We start from the raw sequence: 21982 nt of genomic DNA, 5'->3' as shown, positions 1-21982 counted from the left end.
CCCGTCCGCGGCGGGCCGGCGGGCCGGCGGCTAGTAAGGCCACCAGGCGTCGGAGGCCTTGTCCCAGTCGTCCACGGTGGGCCAGTCGGTGTCCCAGCCCTTCTCCCAGCCGGAGCCGTCGTTCCAGTCCCCGTTCCAGCAGACCTTCTGGTTGCCGAGGAAGTTGCTGAGCCACTCGCTGCCGAAGTCGAGCGGTACGCACCACTCGTCGTTCGGCGTCGGCTCCGGGACGGGGTCGGGGGTGATGTCGGGCTCGGGCGTGGGCTTCGGTGTCGGCTTGGGCGTGGGCTTGGGCGTCGGGACCGGGGTGAGGTCCGGCTTCGGCGTGGGCCTGGGCGGGACCACCGGGGGCGTGAGGACGGGCGGCGTGACCACGGGGGGCGTCACGACCGGAGGGCTTACCACGGGCGGAGTGACGACCGGCGGGGTCACGACCGGCGGGGTCACGACCGGCGGGGTGACCACCGGCGGGGTCGGGACGGTCGGCTTGGACATCATGTCCCGGAACACCTGTGCCGAGCGCGGGTTCTGCTTGCACTGCCAGACGCCGTGCGGGCAGTAGTCGGTGATGGTGTGGTAGACCGGCTCGTGCTGCTGGATCCACTCGAGCATGCGCCGCATGTACACGGGATTGTCGCCGTGCCGGAACAGCCCCCATTCCGGGTACGAGATGGGTTTGCCGTGCGCCTTCGCGAAGTCCACGTGCTGCTGGAGCCCGTACGGCTGGCTGACCTGCTCGTCGAAGGTGCGGCCGGGCGCCTGGTCGTACGAGTCCATCCCGACGATGTCGACGACGTCGTCGCCGGGGTAGCACCTGGTCCAGCCGATCGCGTCGGTGCCGCGGTTCGGGGTGAAGTCGAAGCGGAACCGCTGCCCCTCGACCGATCGCATGGTGGTGACGATGCGCCGCCAGTACGCCTTCCAGTTCTCCGGGTCGGGTCCGCACCGGTGGGTGTAGGTGATGCCGTTCATCTCCCAGCCGAGCACGACGACCGCGTCCGGCACGCCCACGTCGACCAGGCGCTCGGCGAGCCTGCGGAAGTGGCCGTCGAACTCACCCTGTGCGCCCGCCCGGATCAGCCCGGCCACCTGGTAGTCCGGGACGCCCGCCTCGTTGCGCTCCTGCATGGGCACGTTGAGCACGAACAGCCGGTCGGACTTGGCCTGCCGCCACTGCGCCCAGTCCTCCAGGAAGGTCGGGGCGCCCTCGATGTTCGACCAGGTGTCGCCCGGCAAGTAGGTGTGCCCGACGCGGAGTTCGGCGCCCCCGAGCCAGCGGGAGAGGTCCTTCATGCGCTCCACGCCCGGCGAACCGTAGTGGAGATAGGCCCCCACGGCGGTGCCGGAGGCGTTCGGAGGCCCGTCGTCGGACGGTGCGGCGACGGCGGCGCCGGTGGCGAGCAGGCCGGCCGTGACCGTGCCGATGCAGGTGCTCGCCAACCTGCGGCGTGGATGGGGCATGGCGTCTCCCGGACTTCGTGGACGGATGCGGCCTGGGTCGGTGCACGGGGCGCCCCGCGCGGGGCGGGCGCGGTGCGGCCCGAAGCGGTGCGCTTGGCAACGACGTTAGGCATCTCATGTGACTAATGGCCTGTCTGATGCCCCGTTGGTAGGCCATTCGCGACTGCCAACCGCCCTTGCTTGGTCCGACTAGGTGAAAGACCTCCGGTGACATGCCCCCGTTCCTTGCCGAAGTGCCCGCCCTGCTGCTCAGGCTCGACCGCAACCCCTTCCACCACGGCACCCTCGGGGCCGTCCGGTCCCTGGGGCGCGGCGGGGTCGAGGTCCACGCCGTGGTCGAGGCCGGCGGCGGCCCGGTGGCCCGCTCCCGCTACCTGCGCGCGGTCCACCGCGGACCGCAGGGCGAGCCCACCCCGGCGGCCCTGACCGACTGCCTGACCGGCATCTCCGAGCGCATCGGGCGCCCCGCGGTCCTCTTCGCCATGGACGACCTGAGCGCGATCACGGTCTCCCGCATCGCCCCGCTGCTGGCCGGTCGCTACCTGGTCCCCGCGCAGCCCGACGACCTCCCCGCCCGGGTCGCGGACAAGGCGGAACTGGCCGCCCTCTGTGCGCGCTGGGGGGTCGGACACCCGGAGACCGTGGTGCCCGGCAGCGGGGCGGAGGCCGCCGAGGCCGCCTGGCGGCTCGGCCTGCCGGTGGTCGCCAAGTGGAGCCGCCCCTGGCTGCTGCCCGCCGGGCGGGGGCTGCGCAGCACGACCCTGCTCGGCTCCGCGGCCGCCGCCCGCCGGCTGTACGAGCGCCACGAGGAGGCCGGCAGCCCGCTGCTGCTCCAGCGCTACCTGCCCGGCGGGCCCGGCACCGACTGGTTCTTCCACGGCTGCTTCACCGACGGCGGGCGTCCGCTGCTGGTGGGCTCCGGCCGCAAGGAGCTGTCCTGGCCGGTACGGACCGGGCTGACCGCGGTGGGCCGCTGGCTGCCCGACCCGGCGGTCGAGGAGGCCGGGCTGCGGCTGGCCGAGCGGTTGGGCTACCGGGGCATCCTCGACCTCGACTTCCGCCGCGACGCCCGGGGCGGGCTGCGGCTGCTGGACTTCAACCCGCGGCCGGGCGCCCAGTTCCGGCTCTTCACCGACACCGCGGGACTGGACGTCGTACGCGCCCTGTACCGGGATCTGACGGGCCAGCCGGTGCCGGCGCGGCAGGGCGGGCCGGGGCGGCTGTTCGTGGCCGAGAACTACGCCCTGCTGGCCGCCCTGACGGCCCCTCGGGCGGCGGCGGAACCCTTCGGGGCCGGACCGGCGGCGCCGGGTCCCGACGTGGCGGATCCGGTCGGCGTCCGTCCCGCCGGCGTCCGTCCCGACGACGTCCGTCCGGTCGGCGTCGGTCCGGCCGGCGCGGGGCCCTCGGAAGCGACCGGTCCCGTCGAGGCCGCCTGGTTCGCGGCCGACGACCCGCTGCCCTTCCTCGCCATGGCGGGCGCCTTCCTCGGGCGCGGGGTCGACAAGGGGCTGCGCCGGGTGCGCGGCCTGCTGCGCGCGGTGCCGGCCCAGGGCGTCCGGACCGGGCGAGCCGGGGCGAGGACGCCGGAGCAGCGGCGCGCCACCGGTGCCGCGGCCTCCCCGCCCGCCAAGGTGTGACTCCCCGGCCCCGCCCCACGAGTCCCGCTTTCCCCCACGAGCCCCAGGGACGGCATGAACCGAACGCAACGCACCCCCCGCACCGACCGCACGCAGCACATCGACGACCTGGTGGTGATCGGCGCCGGCCCCTACGGGCTCTCGATCGGCGCCCACGCCGCGGCCGCCGGACTCGACGTCCGGGTGCTCGGCCGCCCCATGGCCTCCTGGCGCGACCACATGCCGGAGGGCATGTTCCTCAAGTCCGAGCCCTGGGCGTCCAACCTGTCCGACCCAGCCGGCCGGCACACCCTCGCCGCCTACTGCGCCGGCCGCGGCCTGGCCGCCGAGCACGGCCACCCGCTGCCCATCGGCACCTACGCGGACTACGGACTGTGGTTCGCCCGGCACTCCGGCCCCGAGGTCGAGGAGCGGACCGTCACCGCCGTCGCCCCGCACGGCGACGGCTTCCGCATCAGCACCCTCGAGGGCGCCCCGCTGCTGGCCCGCACCGTGGCCCTGGCCGTCGGGATGCTGCCCTTCCGGCACTACCCGCGCGCCCTGCGACCGCTGCCCGCCGAGCTCTGCTCGCACAGCACCGGCCACCGTGACCTGGCCCGCTTCCGCGGCCTGGACGTCACCGTCATCGGCGGCGGCCAGGCCGCGATGGAGACCGCCTGCCTGCTCGCCGAGCTGGGCGCCGAACCCCGGTTGGTGGCCCGGGCCGGCCGGCTGAACTGGAACACCCCCGTCAAACCGCTCGCCCGCGGCCTGCTGCGCACCCTGCGCGACCCGCACAGCGGCCTGGGCACCGGCTGGCGCAACTGGGCGTACGCCGAGCTGCCCGGAGCCGTCCGCCGGCTGCCCGCGGGCCGGCGGGAGCTGATCGCCGCCACCGCCCTCGGCCCGGCCGGTGCCTGGTGGCTGCGCGAGCGCTTCGAGGGCCGGGTCCCGGTGCTGCTGGGGCACCGGCTGCACGACGCCGCCGCGGTCGGGGACCGCACCCGGCTGGCGCTGACCAGTGCGGCCGGCGACCCCGTCGTGCTGGACACCGGGCACGTCATCGCCGCCACCGGCTTCGTACCGGACCTGGCGCGGCTCGAACTGCTGGACCAGGGCCTGCGGGGCGCGCTGCGCCGGACGGGCCGGGGCGGCACCCCCGAGCTGAGCGCCGGGTTCGAGTCCTCGTGCCCCGGGCTGTTCTTCGCAGGGCTCGTCACGGCTCCCTCATTCGGCCCTTCCATGCGATTCGTGCACGGCGCGGGCTTCGCTGCGGGGAGACTGGTAAGAGGAGTAAGGCGGCGCCTCGCCGGCCGGGGCGCGCAGCCCGGTACCTCCGGAGCCGGCGCGGCCGCGCTGGCACCGGAGGCCGGACACCCGAAGTCGTTCATGGGGTGAGAGGGGTCCGCCATGAGCCCGGAGCGAGCACAGGGCAGGGGCTGGGTGCGCATCCCGGCCAGCCGGGTGGAGCCGGCGGCGGATCCGGGACCGCCCGGCCCGACTGCGGACCCGTTGGGGTACGGGTACCCGCCCGGCCCCCTGGAGTACACCCGTACGCCAGGGCCCCCGCCGGGCCACCGGTACCCGCCCGGCCCTCCGCCGGGGTACCCGTATCCGGCCGCGGCTCCGCCCGGGTACCCGTACCCGTCCGCCGACCGGGAGCCGGACGGCCAGCCGCCGGTGTACCTGTCCCTCGTCAGGCGGTGGCGGGAGGCCGGGCTGACCCTTCCCGGGCATCCTGACGAGGAGTGGGAGCGGCTGATCTCGCAGCCGTGCTGGCCCGGTCACTGATCCCGGCGTCCGAAGGGAGTCCCGATGGAGACCGAACCGGGGGGGCCCGGGCCGGCGATCGGTCCCGGTGACCGGCTGGCGCTGAACAAGATGGGCAGCTTCGACCTCGACCTCGACCGCGGGCACCTGGACCTCGACCCCGGCGGACTGGCCGTGTTCGACCTGGAGCCGGAGGAGTTCGACAACACCCCGGACGGCCTCGGCCTGCGCATCCCGCCCGAGGACAACGCCCGGCTGAACGCGGTCGTGCAGAACGCGCTGACCTCCGGCGAACGTTCGTACGGCTCGTACTTCACCGTGCAGCGGCGCGACGGCACCGAGCAGTGGACCCACACCCAGGGCACGATCCTGCGCGACGACCAGGGCCGGGGGCGCCGGATCGTCGGCATCGTCCGCAACGCCACCGCCGAGCTCGCCCACTCCACCCTGCTGCGCAAGCTCGAGGCCGCCCGCGCCAAGCAGACCACCATCGTGCAGCGCACCACGGAGGCGCTGTCCCGGGCGGTCACGGTCGACGACGTGACGGCCGCGCTCACCGGGGCGGGCGCCCTGGAGCGGCTCGGCGCGGACGGCCTGGCCCTCGGCCTCGCCGAGAACGGCACCATGAAGATCATCGCGTTGAGCGGGGAGTCCCTGGAGATCCTCGACGAGCGCCGCTTCACCCGCCTCGACGGGTCCCTGCCGCTCTCCCAGGCGGTCCTCAGCCGCAAGGCCCGCTTCTCCACCTCGCTGACCGCCCTCGCCGAGGAGTTCCCGCTGCTCGGCGACTACCTCCGGCGCATCAAGTACGACGCGGCCGCCTACCTGCCGCTGATCGCGCAGGACAAGGCCATCGGCGGGCTGGTGCTCTTCTACCGGCGGCGCACCGAGTTCAGCCCCGAGGAGCGGAACCTGTGCCTGGGCCTGGCCGGCATCGTCGCCCAGTCGCTCCAGCGGGCCCTGCTCTTCGACCAGGAGCGCGAGTTCGCCACCGGCCTGCAGGCCGCCATGCTGCCGCGCCGGATCCCCGAGATCAGCGGCGGCGAGATCGCGGTGCGCTACCACTCGGCGTGGAGCGGCCGGGAGGTCGGCGGCGACTGGTACGACGTGATCTCCCTGCCCCGGGACCGGGTGGGCCTGGTCGTGGGCGACGTCCAGGGCCACGACACGCACGCCGCCGCGATCATGGGGCAGCTGCGGATCGCCCTGCGCGCGTACGCGGGGGAGGGGCACCCACCCTCGACCGTGCTGGCCCGGGCCTCCCGGTTCCTCGCCGAGCTCGACACCGAGCGCTTCGCGACCTGCACGTACGCCCAGGTGGACCTCGAGACCGGCGGGGTGCGGGCGGTCCGCGCGGGACACCTCGGCCCGCTGATCCGGCACACCGACGGGCGCACCGGCTGGCCCAACCTCCGTGGCGGCCTGCCGCTGGGCCTGGCCTCGGTCTTCGAACAGGAGGAGTTCCCCGAGACCCGGCTGGACCTGGTGCCCGGCGAGACCCTGGTGCTGTGCACCGACGGGCTGGTCGAGGAGCCGGGTACCGCCATCACCGCCGGCATGGACGCGCTCGCGCACGCCGTCCGCAGCGGTCCCCAGGAGGCCGGGGCGCTCGCCGACCACCTCTCCGACCGGCTGTGGGAGCGCTGGGGCTCCGGTGACGACGTGGCCCTGCTGGTGCTGCGCCGGGCCCCCGACCCGGGCACCCACCGGGCGCCGCGCATCCACCAGTACGTCCACCAGGCCGACCCCGAGGGCCTGTCCGAGGCCCGCTACGCGCTGCGCCAGGCGCTGCGCGACTGGGGCATGCCGGAGCTCGCCGACGACGTCGAGGTGGCGGCCGGGGAACTGCTGGTCAACGCCCTCCTCCACACCGAGGGCGGGGCGGTGCTGACGATGGAGGTGCTGCCCGAGCCGGTGCGCCGGATCCGGCTGTGGGTGAAGGACCGCTCCAGCGTCTGGCCGCGCCGCCGCTCGCCGGGCGAGGCGGCCACCACCGGGCGCGGGCTGCTGCTGGTGGACGCGCTGGCCACGCACTGGGGCGTGGAGTCCCGCGGGGACGGCAAGGCGGTGTGGTGCGAGTTCCAGGCGGCGCCGGTGGAGGGGATGTAGCGCAGGCTCCCGGCGGGTCGTCACCCGCTGGGAGCAGTGCCGGTCACGCCGGGTTGTGGGGATCCGTACGCGGGGTGACGATCGGCCGTGTGGAAGGGATACAGCCATGCGGTGGATGAGCAAGGGGGCCGTGCGCGGGATGCTGCTGGCCCTGGTGGTGGCCGGCGGGATCCCGGCCCTGGCCGCGCACACGGCCGGCCGGGCCCCGCACGGGCCCGGCTGCCGCTCGGTGGCCTACATGTCCGTCGTGGGGCTCGGGCCGGACTGCCGCTGACCGGAGGGCTCAGTGCGCGCGGTGGTCGACGAGGTCGACGCTCTCGCGGCCGCCCGCCAGCGCGTGCGGCAGCGGCAGCCAGCCGCCCGAGGCCTCCAGCGTCATCAGGTGGGCGTCCACCTGGGCCCGGCCCGCGTGGAAGCCGAGGTCGACGTCGCCGAGCGGGTTGACCGGCCCGCTCGACTCCCACGCGTGCTCGACGCCGTCGCACACCGCGTCCGTGCCGCCGAAGCCCAGCTGCGTGCCGTCCTGCACGAGGCTGCTCGAGACGAAGACCCCCCGCAGGGGTGACGCACCGGAGCAGCGGTAGGTGCCGGAAAGGGTGACCGTGCCGTCCTGCGCGATGTGCACCTGGTCCCGTACGGAAATCTCACCGGAGAACGCGGCGGCCGTCGCCGGCGAGGTGAACGGCACGGTGAAAGTCGCCAGGGTGGCCAGGGTCAGGAGCGCGAGCTTTGAAATGCGCATGATGCCTTTTGCTGCCTTCCGGGTGTGGGGGTACGGCGGTTCGGCGCCGTCGAATCGAATTGTGCTGATGGTGCCCGCCGAACTCACTCGCCGTGACCCGTGTCGGCCCGTGTCGGTGTGTGCATTTCCGCGTACGGCCGCGTGAATATGGCCGCAAAGAATCCCCCGGAAGGGACCCCTCCATGCGTCACGCCCCGCCCGTATCCCTGGCATCCCTGGCACCGCTCGCCCTGTTCCCGGTCCTGCTGCTCGGGACCGCCGCGTGCCAGGGCGCCCCCGAGCGCGCCGCGCGCGAGGCCCCCGCCGCCCCCCGCGCGTCCGGGGACGACGACGCCCGGGGCGCGCTCCCGGCCGCGGCAGGCGCGGGGGACCGGGTGGCGGCGGAGGCGGCCGCCGGCCCCGCCGGCCCCGGCACGCTGCGCAAACCCGCCCGGCTGGGCGACGCGGTGACCTTCAGCGGCAAGGCCCTCGGCCGCCATCTGCGGGCCGTCCTCAACGCCTTCGTCGACCCGGCCGTCAGTGCCTCGAAGGGCCACGCCCCCGCCAAGGGCAAGCGCTGGGTGGGCGCCGGGATGACCTTCTCGAACATCGGCGGGGACGCCTACGGACCCCTCGGCCGCATGTGGGCGATCGACGGCGACGGCGGACGCCACCCGGCCGTGCCCACCGGCGAGCTGACCACCGGGAAAGCGCTCTCGTTCGCCCCGCTCGGGGTGGGCGAGCAGGCCGAGGGATGGGTGGTGTTCGAAATTCCGGAGAACGTGCGCGTCGTCCAGCTCCAGTACCGCGATGCGAACACGGCGGCGAATTCCGGAGAAGGTTTCTGGCAGGTATAGCCCGAGGGGGTGAAGGGTCGAAAGGGCCCCCCGGAAAGACCACTAGGGTGCGGCGCATGACTTCGACTCACACCGAATCCCAGGTCCGGCGGAACCAGCTCGGCACCCTTTCCGCCCTCACGTGGATCGGCGACCCCGAAGAGGGTCACGACATGCCCTACCTCCTCGCCTATTCGCTCGGTGACGGCGAGGGCGGCCACGAGGCGGGCGAGGCGGCGGCGCGCTCGCTGCTGGAGGAGATGGGCCTGCCCATCGGCGACGTCGTGCTCGACGGCACCCGTACCCCCAGCCTGCCCCTGACGGTCCTGGTCGAGGCCGAGCAGGCCGCGCTGACCATGCCGGGGCTCAACGTCCAGTGCTCGGCACCGCCGGAGTGGGTCAAGGCCGCCGACGACCACGGCCAGGTCTACTTCCTGTTCGCCACCCGCCCCTGGCCCGAGGCCGTGCCGGGCAGGCCCGTCACCCCCGAGATGCTGCAGGCCTTCGCCGGCGACGAGGCGGTGCTCACCAGCAGCGCCCACGTCGTGCTGCCGGTCACCAAGCTCCGCAAGTGACGCGGCCCCGCTGAACCCCGTACGGCTCCCGGTACGGGCGGCCGCCGCCGGGCCCCCAGCCTGCCCGGCGGCGGTCGTGGGACGCCCTGCGGACGTCGGCGGGCTCAGGTCCCGGTGGGTGCCTCGCCCGGTACCGAGAACGCGAACCGCAGCGAGCGGACCCGGTTGTCGAAGTTGGAACCCGCCAGGTCCGGCAGGCCCACCGCCCGCAGCCCGACCGGGCGGGTCAGCAACTCCCGGAACAGGGCCTTCATCTCCACCCTCGCCAGGTGCGCGCCCAGGCAGAAGTGCGGTCCGCCGCCGCCGAACCCCAGGTGCGGGTTGGGGTTGCGGGTGATGTCGAAGGCGTCCGGGTCGGGGAAGACGTCCCCGTCGCGGTTGGCGGAGGCGTAGTAGAGCACGACCTTGTCGCCGGGCGCGTACGTGCGGCCGCCCAGGGTGTGCTCGCAGGTCACCGTCCGGCGGAACTGGATGATCGGGGTCGAGTGCCTGATCATCTCGTCCACCGCCCCGTCGGCGTACCGCTCGAAGTCCGACAGCAGCAGCTCGCGCTGCTCGGGGTGGTCGGTGAGCAGGCTCAGGCCGTGCGTGATGGCGTTGCGGGTGGTCTCCACCCCGGCCACCATCAGGAGCGAGAAGAACGCGCCGAGCTGCCGGGCCCCGAGGGCCTGCCCATCCACGTTCGCGCACACCAGCGCGGAGATCAGGTCGTCCGCCGGGCGGCGGCGCCGCTCGCGGCCGATGCCGGCGACCATGCGCTGCATCCGGGCCAGCGCCCGCAGCCCGCGGCCGGGCATCCGCAGCCGGGCGGTCAGGCCCCGCTCCACGCCGATGTTCTCGGAGGCGTGGTCGACCCGGTCGGCGATCTCCCGCCGGAACTCCTCCGGGATGCCCATCATGTTGCAGATGACCTCCAGCGGCAGGCGGGAGGAGACGGCCGAGACGAACTCGTCGGGCCGGGCGTCCAGCATGTCGTCCACGATCCGGGCCGCCACCTTGTGGATGTCCCGCTCCGCCTCGGCCAGCAGCCGGGGCGTGAAGGCGCGCGAGACGACCCGGCGCAGCTGGGCGTGCTCGGCCCCGTCGAGGTTCACCATCGAGTCGCCGAACAGGGCCCGCACCCAGCGGGCCGGCTCGGGCGTGGTGACCCCGGGGGCGGACGCGAACACCTTCGGCAGCCGGCTGGCCTCCTGGACGTCCGCGTGCCGGACCAGAGCCCAGTGGCCGCGCTCGGGTCCGCGCCACGAGGCCGGCCGCTCGCGGAAGTGGACCGGTGCGTCGAGGGCGCGCAGCCGCGCGAACTCCCTGAGCTGGTCGGCCGGGGGCTGCTGCCAGAACGCCGGATCGGCGAGGTTCCCTGTCACGGCCGTCATCCTCACGTGCCCCGCGGGCGGTTGGGCTCCGTACGGGGGGCTGGCCGGCCAGATTCCCACCAACGTGTGAGGCGCCGGGCGTTCAAGCGACCCGCGGCGTTCGAGGGGGCGTGCGCACCGGGTCGTTGCGAAGACACCCCTAGAGGTGCAGGTCCGCCGTGCGGGGATCGCCGCGCCGGGAGCGCTCGGCGAGCGCCACGCCCGTCGCCACCGTCAGAGCGGTGACGAGCCCGGTCGCGAGCACCGCGGCATCGCCCGCGAACGTGCAGGCCAGTACCGCCGCCGCGGACACCGGGAGCAGGAGCTGCTCGACCGCTCCGCGCTTGAAGTGGCGGGAGTGCAGCAGCCATACGGTCGCCAGGTAGAGGGCCGTCGGCACGGTCATGGCGGCGGCCGCGGCGGTCGCGGAGATGTGCGCCTTGCCCACCGCGTGCTCGACGGCCACCTCGATGCCGGCGCCGATCGCCGCGGCGGAGGCGAAGATCACGTAATGGCCGTAACCCCAGGGGATGGCCTCGCGGTTGCCCCTCAGCCGCTCGTGCACGGGCGCCGCGAAGTAGATCCACCACGCGGCGAAGACGGTCAGCAGGCCGCCGCCCGCGACGGGCAGGAGCTCTCCCAGCGCCTCGTGCTCCTCCACGGCGGACTGCACGGCGACGGTCGCCGCGGCGATCGACTCGCCGAGCACGATGATGGTGAACAGGCCGTACCGCTCGGCGATGTGGTGCGGGTGCCACTGGGTCTGGTGGCCGCGCTCGGCGATGACCGGCACCGACAGCTCGGCCAGGACCATGACCAGGAAGAGCCACCGTTTCGACGACTCGGGCACCGCCAGCAGCGCCACCCAGCCGAGCTGGCAGACCACCAGGCCGACGGCGTACGTCAGGGCCGTGCGCCGGGCGGGCCCCTGCTCGCAGGCGGCGGCCCGCAACCACTGGGCGGTGAGCGCGACCCGCATGATCAGGTAGCCGATGACGGCCACGGTCCAGTCGTTGTCGTTGAACGCCTGTGGCACTCCGGCGGAGTAGACGAGCACGCCCGCGATCTGCACCAGGGTCGCCACCCGGTACGGCACGTCGTCGACGTCGTAGGCGGAGGCGAACCAGGAGAAGTTCATCCAGGCCCACCACACGCCGAAGAAGACGAACAGGTAGCCGGTGATCCCGCTGCCGGGGTGGCCCTCGACCAGCGCGTGCACCAGCTGCCGGCCCGCCGACGCGACGGCGACGACGAAGCACAGGTCGAAGAACAGCTCCAGCGGCGTGGCGGCGCGGTGCTCCTCGTGGCGGCTGCGGGCGGTCATCGGTTGGTACGCCATAGCGCACAGCACACCAGACGGCGCCCGAACCGGCACCCCGAACCGGCACCGCGCGGACCACCGCACGTCCCGGCGTCCGGGGGACGAACGCACCGCCGCGGCACCGGACAAGGTCCCGTCCGCCCCGCGGCGTTCGCCGCACGCACCCGCCGACCCCCGAGCACGTCGCCGCCGCCCGCGAGGTCTCCGCCGCACACGGCCCGTAATCCGTCCGAGGTCCGCACGCTCCGATCCGATCCGCCCGGCCCCCGGCCGTACCCTGGAGGCATGAGCAGCACCGCCCCGGACCCCGGACCGCACCCCTCGACGCCCGAGCCCAGGCCGAAGCCCCGGCCGACCCTGGTCTTCGACGACCCCCTGGACCGGCAGTCCTCGGACGACACGGACCGGGGGTGGGGGGAGCGGCCCTCCGCCGACAGCGCCGCCGACCTGGCGCGCTTCCTCGACGAGAAGCCGCCCCACCACCTCTGAGTCAGTCCACGCTCGGACGCGCCGCCGGAGCGCCGTCGACCTGCGCGGTGGTGTGGCCGTTGCGCTGCGCCACCAGGTGGTCGCGGATGTCCTTGAGGACTTCCAGCTCGGTGACCTCCACGATCTCCTTCACGCCCTCCTTGGCCTTGCGGCGCTGCTCCTGCCGCGCCAGGTACTTCGACATGGGCAGGACCATCAGGAAGTAGACCACCGCGGCCGTGATGAGGAACGTGAGCGCCGCGTTCAGCACCGTTCCCCACAGGATGTTCACGCCGATCGGGTCTCCGGTCTTCGGGTCGATCCCGCAGGGGCCCTTCAGACACGAGGAGTAGACGTCCAGGCTCTTCGTGCCGATCGCGCCGACCAGCGGGCCGATGATGCCCTTCACCACCGAGTTCACGATGTTCGTGAACGCCGCGCCGATGACGACCGCCACCGCCAGGTCGACCACGTTGCCGCGCATCAGGAAGGCCTTGAACCCCGCCAGGACGCTGACCTTCTTCTCGCTCACCACTGAACCTCTCTTCCTCTGTGTCGCTGGTGCATGACACCCAGCCGGAATCAACGGTTCCGAAAACTACGGCAGTCGAACCGAGCCCTGTCCAATCGAGGCACTCAGCACGGTGACTCGACTGACCCTGTGTGCGAATCAGCACAGTGTCACCGCCAGCCGGGCCACCGCAGCCGCACCCACCAAGGCACGCGCGGTCCCGCGCGGCACCGACAGCACCACCAGCGCCCCGCCCTCCGGGCCACCCTCCTCCGCTTCCGGGACGCGCGCGACCCGGGCGCCGGCCGCCACCAGACGCGGCCCCTCCCGCTCCCGGCCCGGCTCGCCCGCCGCGACCACGTCCACCCGGTCCCCGGGCCGCAGCAGCCGCACGGCCGCCGCGTCCGCGATCCGCACCGGTGCCGACACCAGCCGCTCGGCGGCCGGCGCCACCGCGGGCGGTGGGGCGGGCGGCGGATCTCCGCGCGAGGCCCGCGCCTGCGGCCCGCCCGCCGCGAGCACCGCCGCGGTCACTGCGAGCCCCACCGCCCCCGCCCGGCGCCTGCGCCGCAGTGCCCTGCGCAGTCGGTCGCGGCCGCCGCCCCGGACCCGCAGGGGCTCGAACATCGGCACCCCGCGGGGTGGGGGACACGTCACCGAAGGTGTGGAGGGGAACGAGGAGGAAGGGGAACCGGACACGGACATCGCGAACACCGCCGATCGTCGTCGCAAGGCAAAGGGCCTGCCCCGGACACCGCGTCCGGGACAGGCCCCACGTTCGACGAAACCGCACGGGCCCCGCCCCGGCCTGTGGACAACCCACGGCCTGTGGACAACGCCCTCACCCTCAGGAGCGAACGGTCGGCGAGCGCCCGCTACGGCAGCTCGATGCCCAGGTCCCACCCGTCGTGCGCATGCGTGCACAGGCACGCGCGGTCCTCGTTACGCGGCAGCGCCTCCACCGCGTCGAACAGCACCGACCGCAGCCGACCGATGTTCTCCCCGAACACCTTCAGCACCTCGGTGTGCGAGACGCCCTCGCCGGTCTCCGCCCCCGCGTCGAGGTCCGTGACCAGCGCCATCGACGTGTAGCAGAGCCCCAGCTCGCGGGCGAGCACCGCCTCCGGGTGTCCGGTCATGCCCACCACCGACCAGCCCATCGCCGCGTGGAACCGCGACTCGGCCCGGGTGGAGAAGCGCGGCCCCTCGATCACGACCATCGTGCCGCCGTCCACCGCTTCCCAGTCGCGCCCCCGCGCCGCCTCCAGCGCGGCCTGTCGGCCCACCGGGCAGTACGGGTCGGCGAAGGTCGTGTGGACCACGTTCGGGATGCTGCCGTCGGGCAGCGGCTCCCCGTCGAAGAAGGTCTGCGCGCGGGACTTCGTACGGTCGACCACCTGGTCCGGCACGAGCAGCGTGCCCGGACCGTACTCCGGCCGCAGGCCGCCGACCGCGCACGGGCCCAGCACCTGGCGCACGCCCACCGAGCGCAGCGCCCACAGGTTGGCCCGGTAGTTGATCCGGTGCGGCGGCAGGTGGTGCCCCCGCCCGTGCCGCGGCAGGAACGCGACGCTGCGGTCCGCGATCCGTCCGAGGTAGAGCGCGTCGCTGGGCTTTCCGTAGGGCGTCTCGACCGTCAGCTCCGAGACGTCCTCCAGGAAGGAGTAGAAGCCCGAGCCGCCGATGACGCCGATCTCTGCATGCACCATGCCGTTCACCCTAGCGGGGGAACGCCGCGGTCCGGTCGTCGGGAAAGTCGTGGAAGTCGCGAAAGCCCGGAACGCCGTGGCCCCGGCGCCCCCGCGCACTCCCGCGGCCCCCGCACCCCGCAGGCCCCGTGCACGCCGAAGGCCCCGCCGTCCCGGAGGACAGGCGGGGCCTTCGCAAGGCGTGGTGCGCGGGTCAGGCCGCGGAGCTGCTGCTCGAAGCGCTCGAAGAGCCGGAGCTCGACGTCGAGGCCGTGGTGGTGCTCGACGAGGACGACGCGGGCTTCGAGGCCGGCGTGCTGCTCGACGACGCGCCGCGGCTGTCGTTGCGGTAGAAGCCGGAGCCCTTGAAGACGATGCCGACCGCCGAGAACACCTTCTTGAGGCGTCCCTTGCAGTTCGGGCACTCGGTCAGGGCGTCATCGGTGAACTTCTGCACCGCCTCGAGGCCTTCGCCGCACTCGGTGCACTGGTACTGGTAGGTCGGCACGAATTTCCTCCTGGCACTCTGACTCGATGAGTGCTAACGACGTTCCATGGTGACGTATTCCGACCGTTCAGTCCACCGTCACCGGCACGCGGTGACCGACACCACGCTCGGCGGACCGCTGCACGGCCCGCACCGCGACCGGCTCCGCGACCGGCTCGGCGGCCGTCGGCGCCGATGCGCCCACGATCCGGCTCGGCGCCTTGGGCGCCAGCTTGGCGCGCAGCGCCAGCAGGGTCACCAGGGCCAGGCCGGTGGCCGCCAGCGGCACCAGGAAGCCCGCGCCGGACCCGTGCGCGTCGGCCAGCCGGCCCGCCACGGTCACGGCGACGGCCTGGCCCAGTGCGACGGCGCCGGTCAGCCAGGTGAAGGCCTCGGTGCGGGTCGCGGCCGGCACCAGCTTCTCGACCAGCGTGTAGCCGGTGATCAGCGCCGGGGCGATGGACAGGCCGACCAGCAGGCCCAGGCCGCCGAGCAGGACGGCGGAGTGCGCGGTCCACAGCAGCGAGGCGGCCGCGGTCAGGGCGGCGTAGCCCAGGATCAGGCGGCGGCGCGGGCCGATCTTCCAGGCGATCGCACCGCAGGCGATGCCCGCGATCATGTTGCCGGCCGCGAAGACGCCGTACAGCACGCCGTTCATGCCCGGGTTGCCGATCTCCTCGGAGAACGCGGTCAGCGAGACCTGCATGCCGCCGAAGACCGCGCCGATGCCCAGGAACGCGACGATCAGGACGCGCACGCCCGGCACGGACAGCGCCGAGGCGTGCTTCTCACCGGTCGCGGCCGTCCGGCCGACCGGCTTGGGCTGGGTGGCGCGCTGCGCGGCGAACAGCAGGCCGCCGAGCAGGGTCAGGGCGGCCTCGGTGGCCAGGCCGGCGGCCGGGTGCACGCCGGTGCACAGCGCGGTGGCCAGGACCGGGCCGACGACGAAGGTGAACTCGTCCGTCACGGACTCGAAGGCGGCGGCGGTCGCCAGCAGCGGCGAGCCCGGCTCCAGGCGCGCGGCCCAGCGGGTCCGCACCATGGGGCCGACCTGCGGCACGGACATGCCCGCGGGTACGGCGGCCAGCGCCAGCGCCCACAGCGGCGCACCCAGCAGCGCGAGCGCGGTCAGCGCGCTCACGGCGGCGGCGTGCGCGAGGACGCCCGGGAGCAGGACGGCGCTCTGGCCGAAGCGGTCGGCCAGCTTGCCCATCTGCGGGGCGAACAGGGCCATGGAGACACCGGTGACGGCGGCGACGATGCCGGCGCTGCCGAACGAGCCGGTGGTGTGCTGCACGAGCAGGACGATGCTGATCGTCAGCATCGCGAACGGCTGCCGGGCGGCGAACCCCGGGAGCACGAAGCTGAGGGCGCCGGGCGTGCGCAGGAGTTGTCCGTAGCCCGGACGGGACGTCTCGGTCGTGACCGCGGATGCCACGGCCTTGCCTTTCTGCCGCCTGGTAGAGCCCCCCGGCTGCGACGGCGCCGCTTTGTGAGCGGTGCCCGTATGCGGGAGCCCCGAGAGCTGTCCTCATGCGCAGAACCGAGTGATACCTGGGCCCACCACTGCGGGAGGAGGGCCACGGCCGCCGAGCGGTCGCGCCAGCTCTGCGTCAGGCAGAGTTGGTTCGATATAGGTGTGCCCCCATGGTACAGGCACATGGCACACCGTGCCCTTGTGATTCCGCCGACAAATGGGCAGCTTCACCTAGGATTAATGGGTTGTTCGCCTGTTCCGGCCTCTAGATCCACCGGAATTCGAGACTCCGCCACCGTTTTCGTTCCCTCCGGTGCCCAGCCAGCCGGCCAGCTTGCCACCGCGTGCCACCGCCCGCAGCCTGGCTTCGGCCGCGTCCCGTACCGGATCGGTGGCCACCACCAGCAGCTCGTCCCCGCGCCGCAGCACCGTCGCCGGCAGCGGAACGAAGCTCTTGCCGTCCCGCACGACCAGCGTCACCGAGGCCCCGGCCGGCAGCCGCAGCTCGCTGACCTCGACGCCGTGCATCCGCGAGCCCTCGGGGATGGAGAAGGAGAGCAGGTGCCCGCGCAGCCGCTCCAGCGGCGCCGACTCGATGCCGAGGTCGGTCGGCGCGCGGTCCGTGCCGAGGTCGAGCTTGCGGGCCAGCCAGGGCAGCGTCGGCCCCTGCACCAGCGTGTAGACGACGACCAGCACGAAGACGATGTTGAAGACCCGGTCGCTGCCCTCGATCCCGGTCACCAGCGGGATCGTGGCCAGGATGATCGGGACCGCGCCGCGCAGACCCGCCCACGACATCAGCGCCTGCTCGCGCCACGGTATGCGGAACGGCAGCAGGCTGACCATGACCTCCAGCGGCCGCGCCACCAGCGTCAGCACCAGTCCGACCAGGACGGCCGGCCAGAAGTCGTCGACCAGCTCGTGCGGGGTGACCAGCAGGCCGAGCAGCACGAACATGCCGATCTGGGCGATCCAGCCCAGCCCGTCGGCGAACCCCCGGGTGGCCGGCCAGTGCGGCAGCTTCGCGTTCCCGAGCACCATCGCGGCCAGGTAGACCGCGAGGAAGCCGGACCCGTGGGCGATCGCGCCGGCGGCGTACGCCACCACGGCGATGGCCATGACGGCGATCGGGTAGAGGCCCGAGGCCGGCAGTGCCACGTGCCGCAGTCCGTACGCGCCCAGCCAGCCGACGGTCAGGCCGATGGCGGCGCCGATGGTCAGCTCCAGGGCGATCTTGCCGACGAGCACGTACCACTCGTCGACCGGTCCGACCGCGGCGAAGGCCACGACCAGGATGACCACCGGAGCGTCGTTGAAGCCCGACTCGGCCTCCAGTACACCGGTCACCCGCGAGGGCAGCGGCACCTTGCGCAGCACGGAGAAGACCGCCGCCGCGTCCGTGGAGGAGACCACGGCGCCGATCAGCAGCGCCTGCCGCCAGTCCAGCCCGACCAGGTAGTGCGCGCCCGCGGCCGTCACGCTCACGCTGACCGCGACGCCGACGAGGGAGAGCGAGCCGGCGGCCGGCAGGGCCGGCCGGATCGTGTTCCACTTCGTGCCCAGACCGCCCTCGGCGAGGATCACCACCAGTGCCGCATAGCCGATGACCTGCGTGAGCTCCGCGTTGTCGAAGATGACCCCGCCGATGCCGTCCTGTCCGATGGCGACGCCCAGTCCCAGGTAGATGAGCAGACTGGGTAGGCCGCTGCGTGACGAGACGCGCACGGCCGCCACGGCGACGAGCAGGACGAGCGAGGAGACCAGCAGGAGCTCGTTGAGCTGGTGGACGGTCAGCGGGCAGTCCTTCCCCCGGGTCGGTCGCCGGATCGTTTCACCGGCGCGACGGCGTGGCCTAGTACTTCGTTACCTTACCTAATCTTTGACGATTTCTTGACTGGATTGCCACATTGTGAAACGCCAGTTCGAGGAACTGCCTGACACCGCGTCCGAACGGGCGGGGTGCTGCGCCTAAGGTTGCTCCCAGCACTCCCAGGACCACCCTGCCCGACGAAGGACAGCGATGCCCGCGAACGAATCCGCCCCTTCCGCCAAGAAGAAGGGACGACGCGCCCGTCTGATCGTGCTCCTCCTGGTCCTGGCGCTGCTCGCGGGGCTCGGCTACGGCGCGTACTGGACCGTGGACAGCGTCCGTGCCTCCGCCCCGCAGACCGCCGGGACGATCCAGCTCAAGGGGCTGGCCGGCCAGGTCGAGGTCAAGCGCGACGACCACGGCATCCCGCAGCTGTACGCCGACAACGACGAGGACCTCTTCCGCGCACAGGGCTTCGTGCACGCCCAGGACCGGTTCTGGGAGATGGACGTGCGTCGCCACCTGACCTCCGGTCGCCTGTCCGAGATGTTCGGCGACGGCCAGGTCGAGACCGACGCCTTCCTGCGCACCCTGGGCTGGCGCCGGATCGCGCAGACCGAGTACGACACCAAGCTCTCCCCCCAGACGAAGAAGTACCTCCAGGCGTACGCCGAGGGGGTCAACGCCTGGCTGAAGGGCCGCTCCGGCAAGGACCTGTCCGTCGAGCACGCCGCCCTGAAGCTGAGCGACGACTACCAGCCCGAGGCGTGGACCCCGGTCGACTCCGTGGCCTGGCTCAAGGCCATGGCCTGGGACCTGCGCGGCAACATGCAGGACGAGATCGACCGCTCTCTGATGACGAGCCGCCTCACCAAGGAGCAGATCGAGGAGCTCTACCCGCCCTACCCCTTCGACCGGAACCGTCCGATCGTCGAGGGCGGCGGCGTCGACTCCGCCACCGAGAAGTACGACCCCAAGGGCGGCTCCGGTTCGGGCTCCGCCTCGGGCTCGGGCTCCGGCGCGGGCTCCTCCGCCACGGGCAGCTCGCTCGGCGGCGCCGGCCTCGGCCTGCGCACCCAGCTGTCCTCGCTGTCCGAGGCCATCGACAAGGTCCCGGCCATCCTCGGCCCCAACGGCAGCGGCATCGGATCGAACTCCTGGGTCGTCTCCGGCAAGTACACCGCCACCGGCAAGCCCCTGCTCGCCAACGACCCGCACCTCTCCCCGCAGCTGCCCTCCGTCTGGTACCAGATGGGCCTGCACTGCCGCACCGTCTCCGCCGCCTGCCAGTACGACGTCGCCGGCTTCACCTTCTCCGGCATGCCCGGCGTGGTCATCGGCCACAACCAGGACATCGCCTGGGGCATGACCAACCTCGGCGCCGACGTCAGCGACCTCTACCTCGAGCAGGTCAGGCCCGACGGCTACGTGGTCGACGGCAGGACCGTGCCCTTCCGCACCCGCGAGGAGGTCATCAAGGTCGCCGGCGGCGCCAGCAAGCGGATCACCGTGCGGACCACCAACAACGGCCCGCTGATCTCCGACCGCAGCGACGAGCTCGCCACCGTCGGCGAGCGCGCCCCGGTCTCCGCCTCCGCGCCCGACCGCGGCAACGGCTACGGCGTCGCGCTGCGCTGGACCGCGCTGGACCCCGGCAAGTCCATGGACGCCGTCTTCAAGCTCGACCGCGCCAAGGACTTCCAGGAGTTCCGGGCCGCCGCCCGCGACTTCGAGGTCCCCTCGCAGAACCTGATCTACGCCGACAGCAAGGGCGAGTACGGCAACATCGGCTACCAGGCACCCGGCCGCATCCCGGTGCGCGGCGCCGGCGACGGCAGCGTGCCGGCCCCGGGCTGGGACTCGAAGTACAACTGGAAGAAGTACATCCCGCAGGACGAGCTCCCCTGGGACCGCAACCCCAAGCGCGGCTACATCGTCACCGCCAACCAGGCCGTCATAAAGAGCGCCGCGCCCCTGGCCGGCGAGGCCGACGAGGACGGCAAGAACACCGCCGCCGGGTACCCGTACCACCTCACCACCGACTGGGGCTACGGCGCCCGCAGCCAGCGCATCAACGACCTGATCGAGGCCAAGCTGAAGGACAGCGGCAAGATCTCGACGGACGACATGCGCACCATGCAGGCGGACAACAGCAGCGAGATCGCCGCGCTCCTCACGCCCATCCTGGCCAAGCTGCCCGTCTCGGACCCCTACGTCCGCGAGGCGCAGAAGCTGCTGGAGGGCTGGAACTACACCCAGGAGCCGGACTCCGGCGCGGCCGCCTACTTCAACGCGGTCTGGCGCAACATCCTCAAGCTGGCCTTCGGCAACAAGCTGCCCAAGGAGCTGCGGGTCGAGGGCAGCTGCCTGAGCGTCCGCGCCGCGGACAGCAGCGGCCCGGCCGACGACCTGTCGGAGCTCGTCCAGGAGTGCGGCGAGCGCAGCGAGGACTCGGCGCAGCCGGACGGCGGCGACCGCTGGTTCGAGGTGGTGCGCCGCCTCGTCAAGGACGAGAAGTCCGAGTGGTGGCACACCCCGGCGACCCGCCTCGACAAGGAGACCACCACCCGCGACCAGCTCTTCGCCCGCGCGATGAAGGACGCCCGCTGGGAGCTGACCGCCAAGCTCGGCAAGGACGTCAGCACCTGGAGCTGGGGCCGCCTGCACCGGCTGACCCTCAAGAACCAGACGATCGGCACCGAGGGCCCCGGCTTCATGCAGTGGCTCCTCAACCGGGGCCCGTGGAACCTCGGCGGCGGCGAGGCCACCGTCAACGCCACCGGCTGGAACGCGGCCTCCGGCTACGGGGTCACCTGGGTCCCGTCCATGCGGATGGTCGTCAACCTCAAGGACCTGGACAAGTCCCGCTGGATCAACCTGACCGGGGCCTCGGGGCACACCTACGACGGCCACTACACGGACCAGACGGAGCTCTGGGCCAAGGGCGAGCTGCTCGACTGGTCCTTCGGCAAGGCGGCCGTGGACAAGGCGACGAAGGACACGCTGGTCCTCAAGCCGTGAGGCGGCCGCCGCGCACCGGTCCGGAGCGCGGCGCACGCCGAGACGCCGACGCCCGGCGGAGGGACCCCCTCCGCCGGGCGTCGGCGCATTGTGCACCGGTGCCTTCAGAAGCGCCGGACGCCCGACGGCGTCGCCACGGCCTGCACGGGGTGGTCGTGCGGTTCCTCCGGGACCCGCGCGAGGACCTCGTCGTCGTAGAGGAGCACCACCAGCGGCGGCCGGGCCCCGGCCGCCGCCAGGCGCGCGAGCACCCGGTCGTACGAGCCGCCGCCCCGCCCCAGCCGCATGCCCCGGCCGTCCACCGCGAGCCCGGGCAGCAGCACCGCGTCGGCCCCGGTCACCGCGTCCGGCCCGAGGCGCGGCCCGGCCGGCTCCAGCAGCCGCATCTTGCCCGGATGCGCGACCTCGGCGAGGCTGCCGGGCCCCTCGTACGCGGCCCAGTCGAGGTCGTTGTCGGGAAGCAGTACGGGCAGCAGCACGCGACTGCCGCGCCCGCGCAGCGCGTCGAGCAGGGCCCGGGTACCGGGTTCGGTGCCGACGGAGACGTACGCCGCGACGGTCCCGGCCCCGGCCAGTTCGGGCAGGCCGAGGGCGCGCTCGGCGATCCGCTCGGCCGCCTCGGCCGCCGCGGCGGGGGTCAGGGCGCGGCGGGCGGCGAGCAGTTCGCGCCGCAGGTCCGCCTTGGCGGAATGATCGCTGACCACTGGCTCGTCAACCCTTCTCGAATCGGCCGCACATCAACCGGAACATAACGTT

19 protein-coding genes are annotated in these 21982 nt (G+C 73.2%); 8 read left to right on the top strand and 11 right to left on the bottom strand.

Annotation, left to right across the window (positions count from 1 at the left end):
* Positions 1–30: 30 nt before the first annotated feature.
* Positions 31–1461 (bottom strand): glycoside hydrolase family 26 protein, encoded by a 1431-nt coding sequence (locus ACIQCH_RS08770; protein WP_402579412.1) that lies wholly within the window; start codon positions 1459–1461, stop codon positions 31–33.
* Between the two features lie 212 nt (positions 1462–1673).
* Here ACIQCH_RS08770 and ACIQCH_RS08765 point away from each other — a divergent pair, with 212 nt between their 5' ends.
* The 4 genes from ACIQCH_RS08765 to ACIQCH_RS08750 all read left to right on the top strand — a co-directional run bounded on the left by ACIQCH_RS08765 (position 1674) and on the right by ACIQCH_RS08750 (position 7233).
* Positions 1674–3101 carry an ATP-grasp domain-containing protein gene (locus tag ACIQCH_RS08765; RefSeq protein WP_402579410.1) on the top strand — a complete coding sequence of 476 codons (1428 nt, stop codon included), beginning with the start codon at positions 1674–1676 and terminating at the stop codon, positions 3099–3101.
* A gap of 99 nt (positions 3102–3200) precedes the next feature.
* Entirely contained in the window at positions 3201–4478 is a 1278-nt protein-coding gene (locus ACIQCH_RS08760) for an NAD(P)-binding domain-containing protein (protein ID WP_402579530.1), read from the top strand.
* A 417-nt stretch (positions 4479–4895) separates the two neighbouring features.
* Positions 4896–6959 carry a SpoIIE family protein phosphatase gene (locus tag ACIQCH_RS08755; RefSeq protein WP_402579408.1) on the top strand — a complete coding sequence of 688 codons (2064 nt, stop codon included), beginning with the start codon at positions 4896–4898 and terminating at the stop codon, positions 6957–6959.
* A gap of 106 nt (positions 6960–7065) precedes the next feature.
* Entirely contained in the window at positions 7066–7233 is a 168-nt protein-coding gene (locus tag ACIQCH_RS08750) for a hypothetical protein (protein WP_158939543.1), read from the top strand.
* 9 nt (positions 7234–7242) lie between these two features.
* Here the strand turns inward: ACIQCH_RS08750 and ACIQCH_RS08745 are convergent, their stop codons facing one another.
* Complete coding sequence (locus tag ACIQCH_RS08745; RefSeq protein WP_402579405.1) at positions 7243–7701, bottom strand: DUF6299 family protein; 459 nt, start codon at positions 7699–7701, stop codon at positions 7243–7245.
* A 182-nt stretch (positions 7702–7883) separates the two neighbouring features.
* Here ACIQCH_RS08745 and ACIQCH_RS08740 point away from each other — a divergent pair, with 182 nt between their 5' ends.
* Positions 7884–8537, top strand: coding sequence for a hypothetical protein (locus ACIQCH_RS08740; RefSeq protein WP_402579403.1), 654 nt, complete (start codon positions 7884–7886; stop codon positions 8535–8537).
* Positions 8538–8593: 56 nt separating this feature from the next.
* Positions 8594–9091 (top strand): DUF5949 family protein, encoded by a 498-nt coding sequence (locus ACIQCH_RS08735; RefSeq protein WP_402579401.1) that lies wholly within the window; start codon positions 8594–8596, stop codon positions 9089–9091.
* Between the two features lie 104 nt (positions 9092–9195).
* Here the strand turns inward: ACIQCH_RS08735 and ACIQCH_RS08730 are convergent, their stop codons facing one another.
* Together ACIQCH_RS08730 and ACIQCH_RS08725 are read right to left on the bottom strand one after the other, a co-directional pair.
* Entirely contained in the window at positions 9196–10464 is a 1269-nt protein-coding gene (locus tag ACIQCH_RS08730; protein WP_402579399.1) for a cytochrome P450, read from the bottom strand.
* A gap of 139 nt (positions 10465–10603) precedes the next feature.
* Positions 10604–11782 (bottom strand): low temperature requirement protein A, encoded by a 1179-nt coding sequence (locus tag ACIQCH_RS08725; protein ID WP_402579397.1) that lies wholly within the window; start codon positions 11780–11782, stop codon positions 10604–10606.
* 267 nt (positions 11783–12049) lie between these two features.
* On the opposite strand from ACIQCH_RS08725, the gene ACIQCH_RS08720 reads away from it, so the two are divergent.
* The gene (locus ACIQCH_RS08720) at positions 12050–12253 is read left to right on the top strand and encodes a hypothetical protein (protein WP_402579395.1); all 204 of its coding nucleotides are present in this window, start codon (positions 12050–12052) and stop codon (positions 12251–12253) included.
* 1 nt (position 12254) lies between these two features.
* Here ACIQCH_RS08720 and mscL read toward each other — a convergent pair whose 3' ends face one another.
* The 6 genes from mscL to ACIQCH_RS08690 form a co-directional block, all read right to left on the bottom strand.
* Positions 12255–12764 carry a large conductance mechanosensitive channel protein MscL gene (gene mscL / locus ACIQCH_RS08715; RefSeq protein ID WP_402579393.1) on the bottom strand — a complete coding sequence of 170 codons (510 nt, stop codon included), beginning with the start codon at positions 12762–12764 and terminating at the stop codon, positions 12255–12257.
* Between the two features lie 138 nt (positions 12765–12902).
* Positions 12903–13448, bottom strand: coding sequence for a hypothetical protein (locus ACIQCH_RS08710; protein WP_402579391.1), 546 nt, complete (start codon positions 13446–13448; stop codon positions 12903–12905).
* 170 nt (positions 13449–13618) lie between these two features.
* Positions 13619–14452 carry an S-methyl-5'-thioadenosine phosphorylase gene (locus ACIQCH_RS08705; RefSeq protein ID WP_402579389.1) on the bottom strand — a complete coding sequence of 278 codons (834 nt, stop codon included), beginning with the start codon at positions 14450–14452 and terminating at the stop codon, positions 13619–13621.
* 193 nt (positions 14453–14645) lie between these two features.
* The gene (locus tag ACIQCH_RS08700) at positions 14646–14939 is read right to left on the bottom strand and encodes an FmdB family zinc ribbon protein (protein WP_402579387.1); all 294 of its coding nucleotides are present in this window, start codon (positions 14937–14939) and stop codon (positions 14646–14648) included.
* Positions 14940–15006: 67 nt separating this feature from the next.
* Entirely contained in the window at positions 15007–16356 is a 1350-nt protein-coding gene (locus tag ACIQCH_RS08695; protein WP_402579385.1) for an MFS transporter, read from the bottom strand.
* Between the two features lie 276 nt (positions 16357–16632).
* On the bottom strand, positions 16633–18222 hold the full coding sequence (locus ACIQCH_RS08690) for a potassium/proton antiporter (protein ID WP_402579528.1): 1590 nt from the start codon (positions 18220–18222) through the stop codon (positions 16633–16635).
* 193 nt (positions 18223–18415) lie between these two features.
* Here ACIQCH_RS08690 and ACIQCH_RS08685 point away from each other — a divergent pair, with 193 nt between their 5' ends.
* Positions 18416–21226, top strand: coding sequence for a penicillin acylase family protein (locus ACIQCH_RS08685; RefSeq protein ID WP_402579383.1), 2811 nt, complete (start codon positions 18416–18418; stop codon positions 21224–21226).
* A gap of 104 nt (positions 21227–21330) precedes the next feature.
* On the opposite strand, the gene ACIQCH_RS08680 is transcribed toward ACIQCH_RS08685, so the two are convergent.
* Entirely contained in the window at positions 21331–21930 is a 600-nt protein-coding gene (locus ACIQCH_RS08680; protein WP_402579381.1) for a 5-formyltetrahydrofolate cyclo-ligase, read from the bottom strand.
* Positions 21931–21982: the final 52 nt, after the last annotated feature.

This window comes from Streptomyces sp. NPDC093225, from assembly GCF_044753805.1.
In the GTDB taxonomy this organism is placed as follows: Bacteria; Actinomycetota; Actinomycetes; order Streptomycetales; family Streptomycetaceae; genus Streptomyces.
This window is presented reverse-complemented; position numbering and strand designations above follow the sequence as displayed.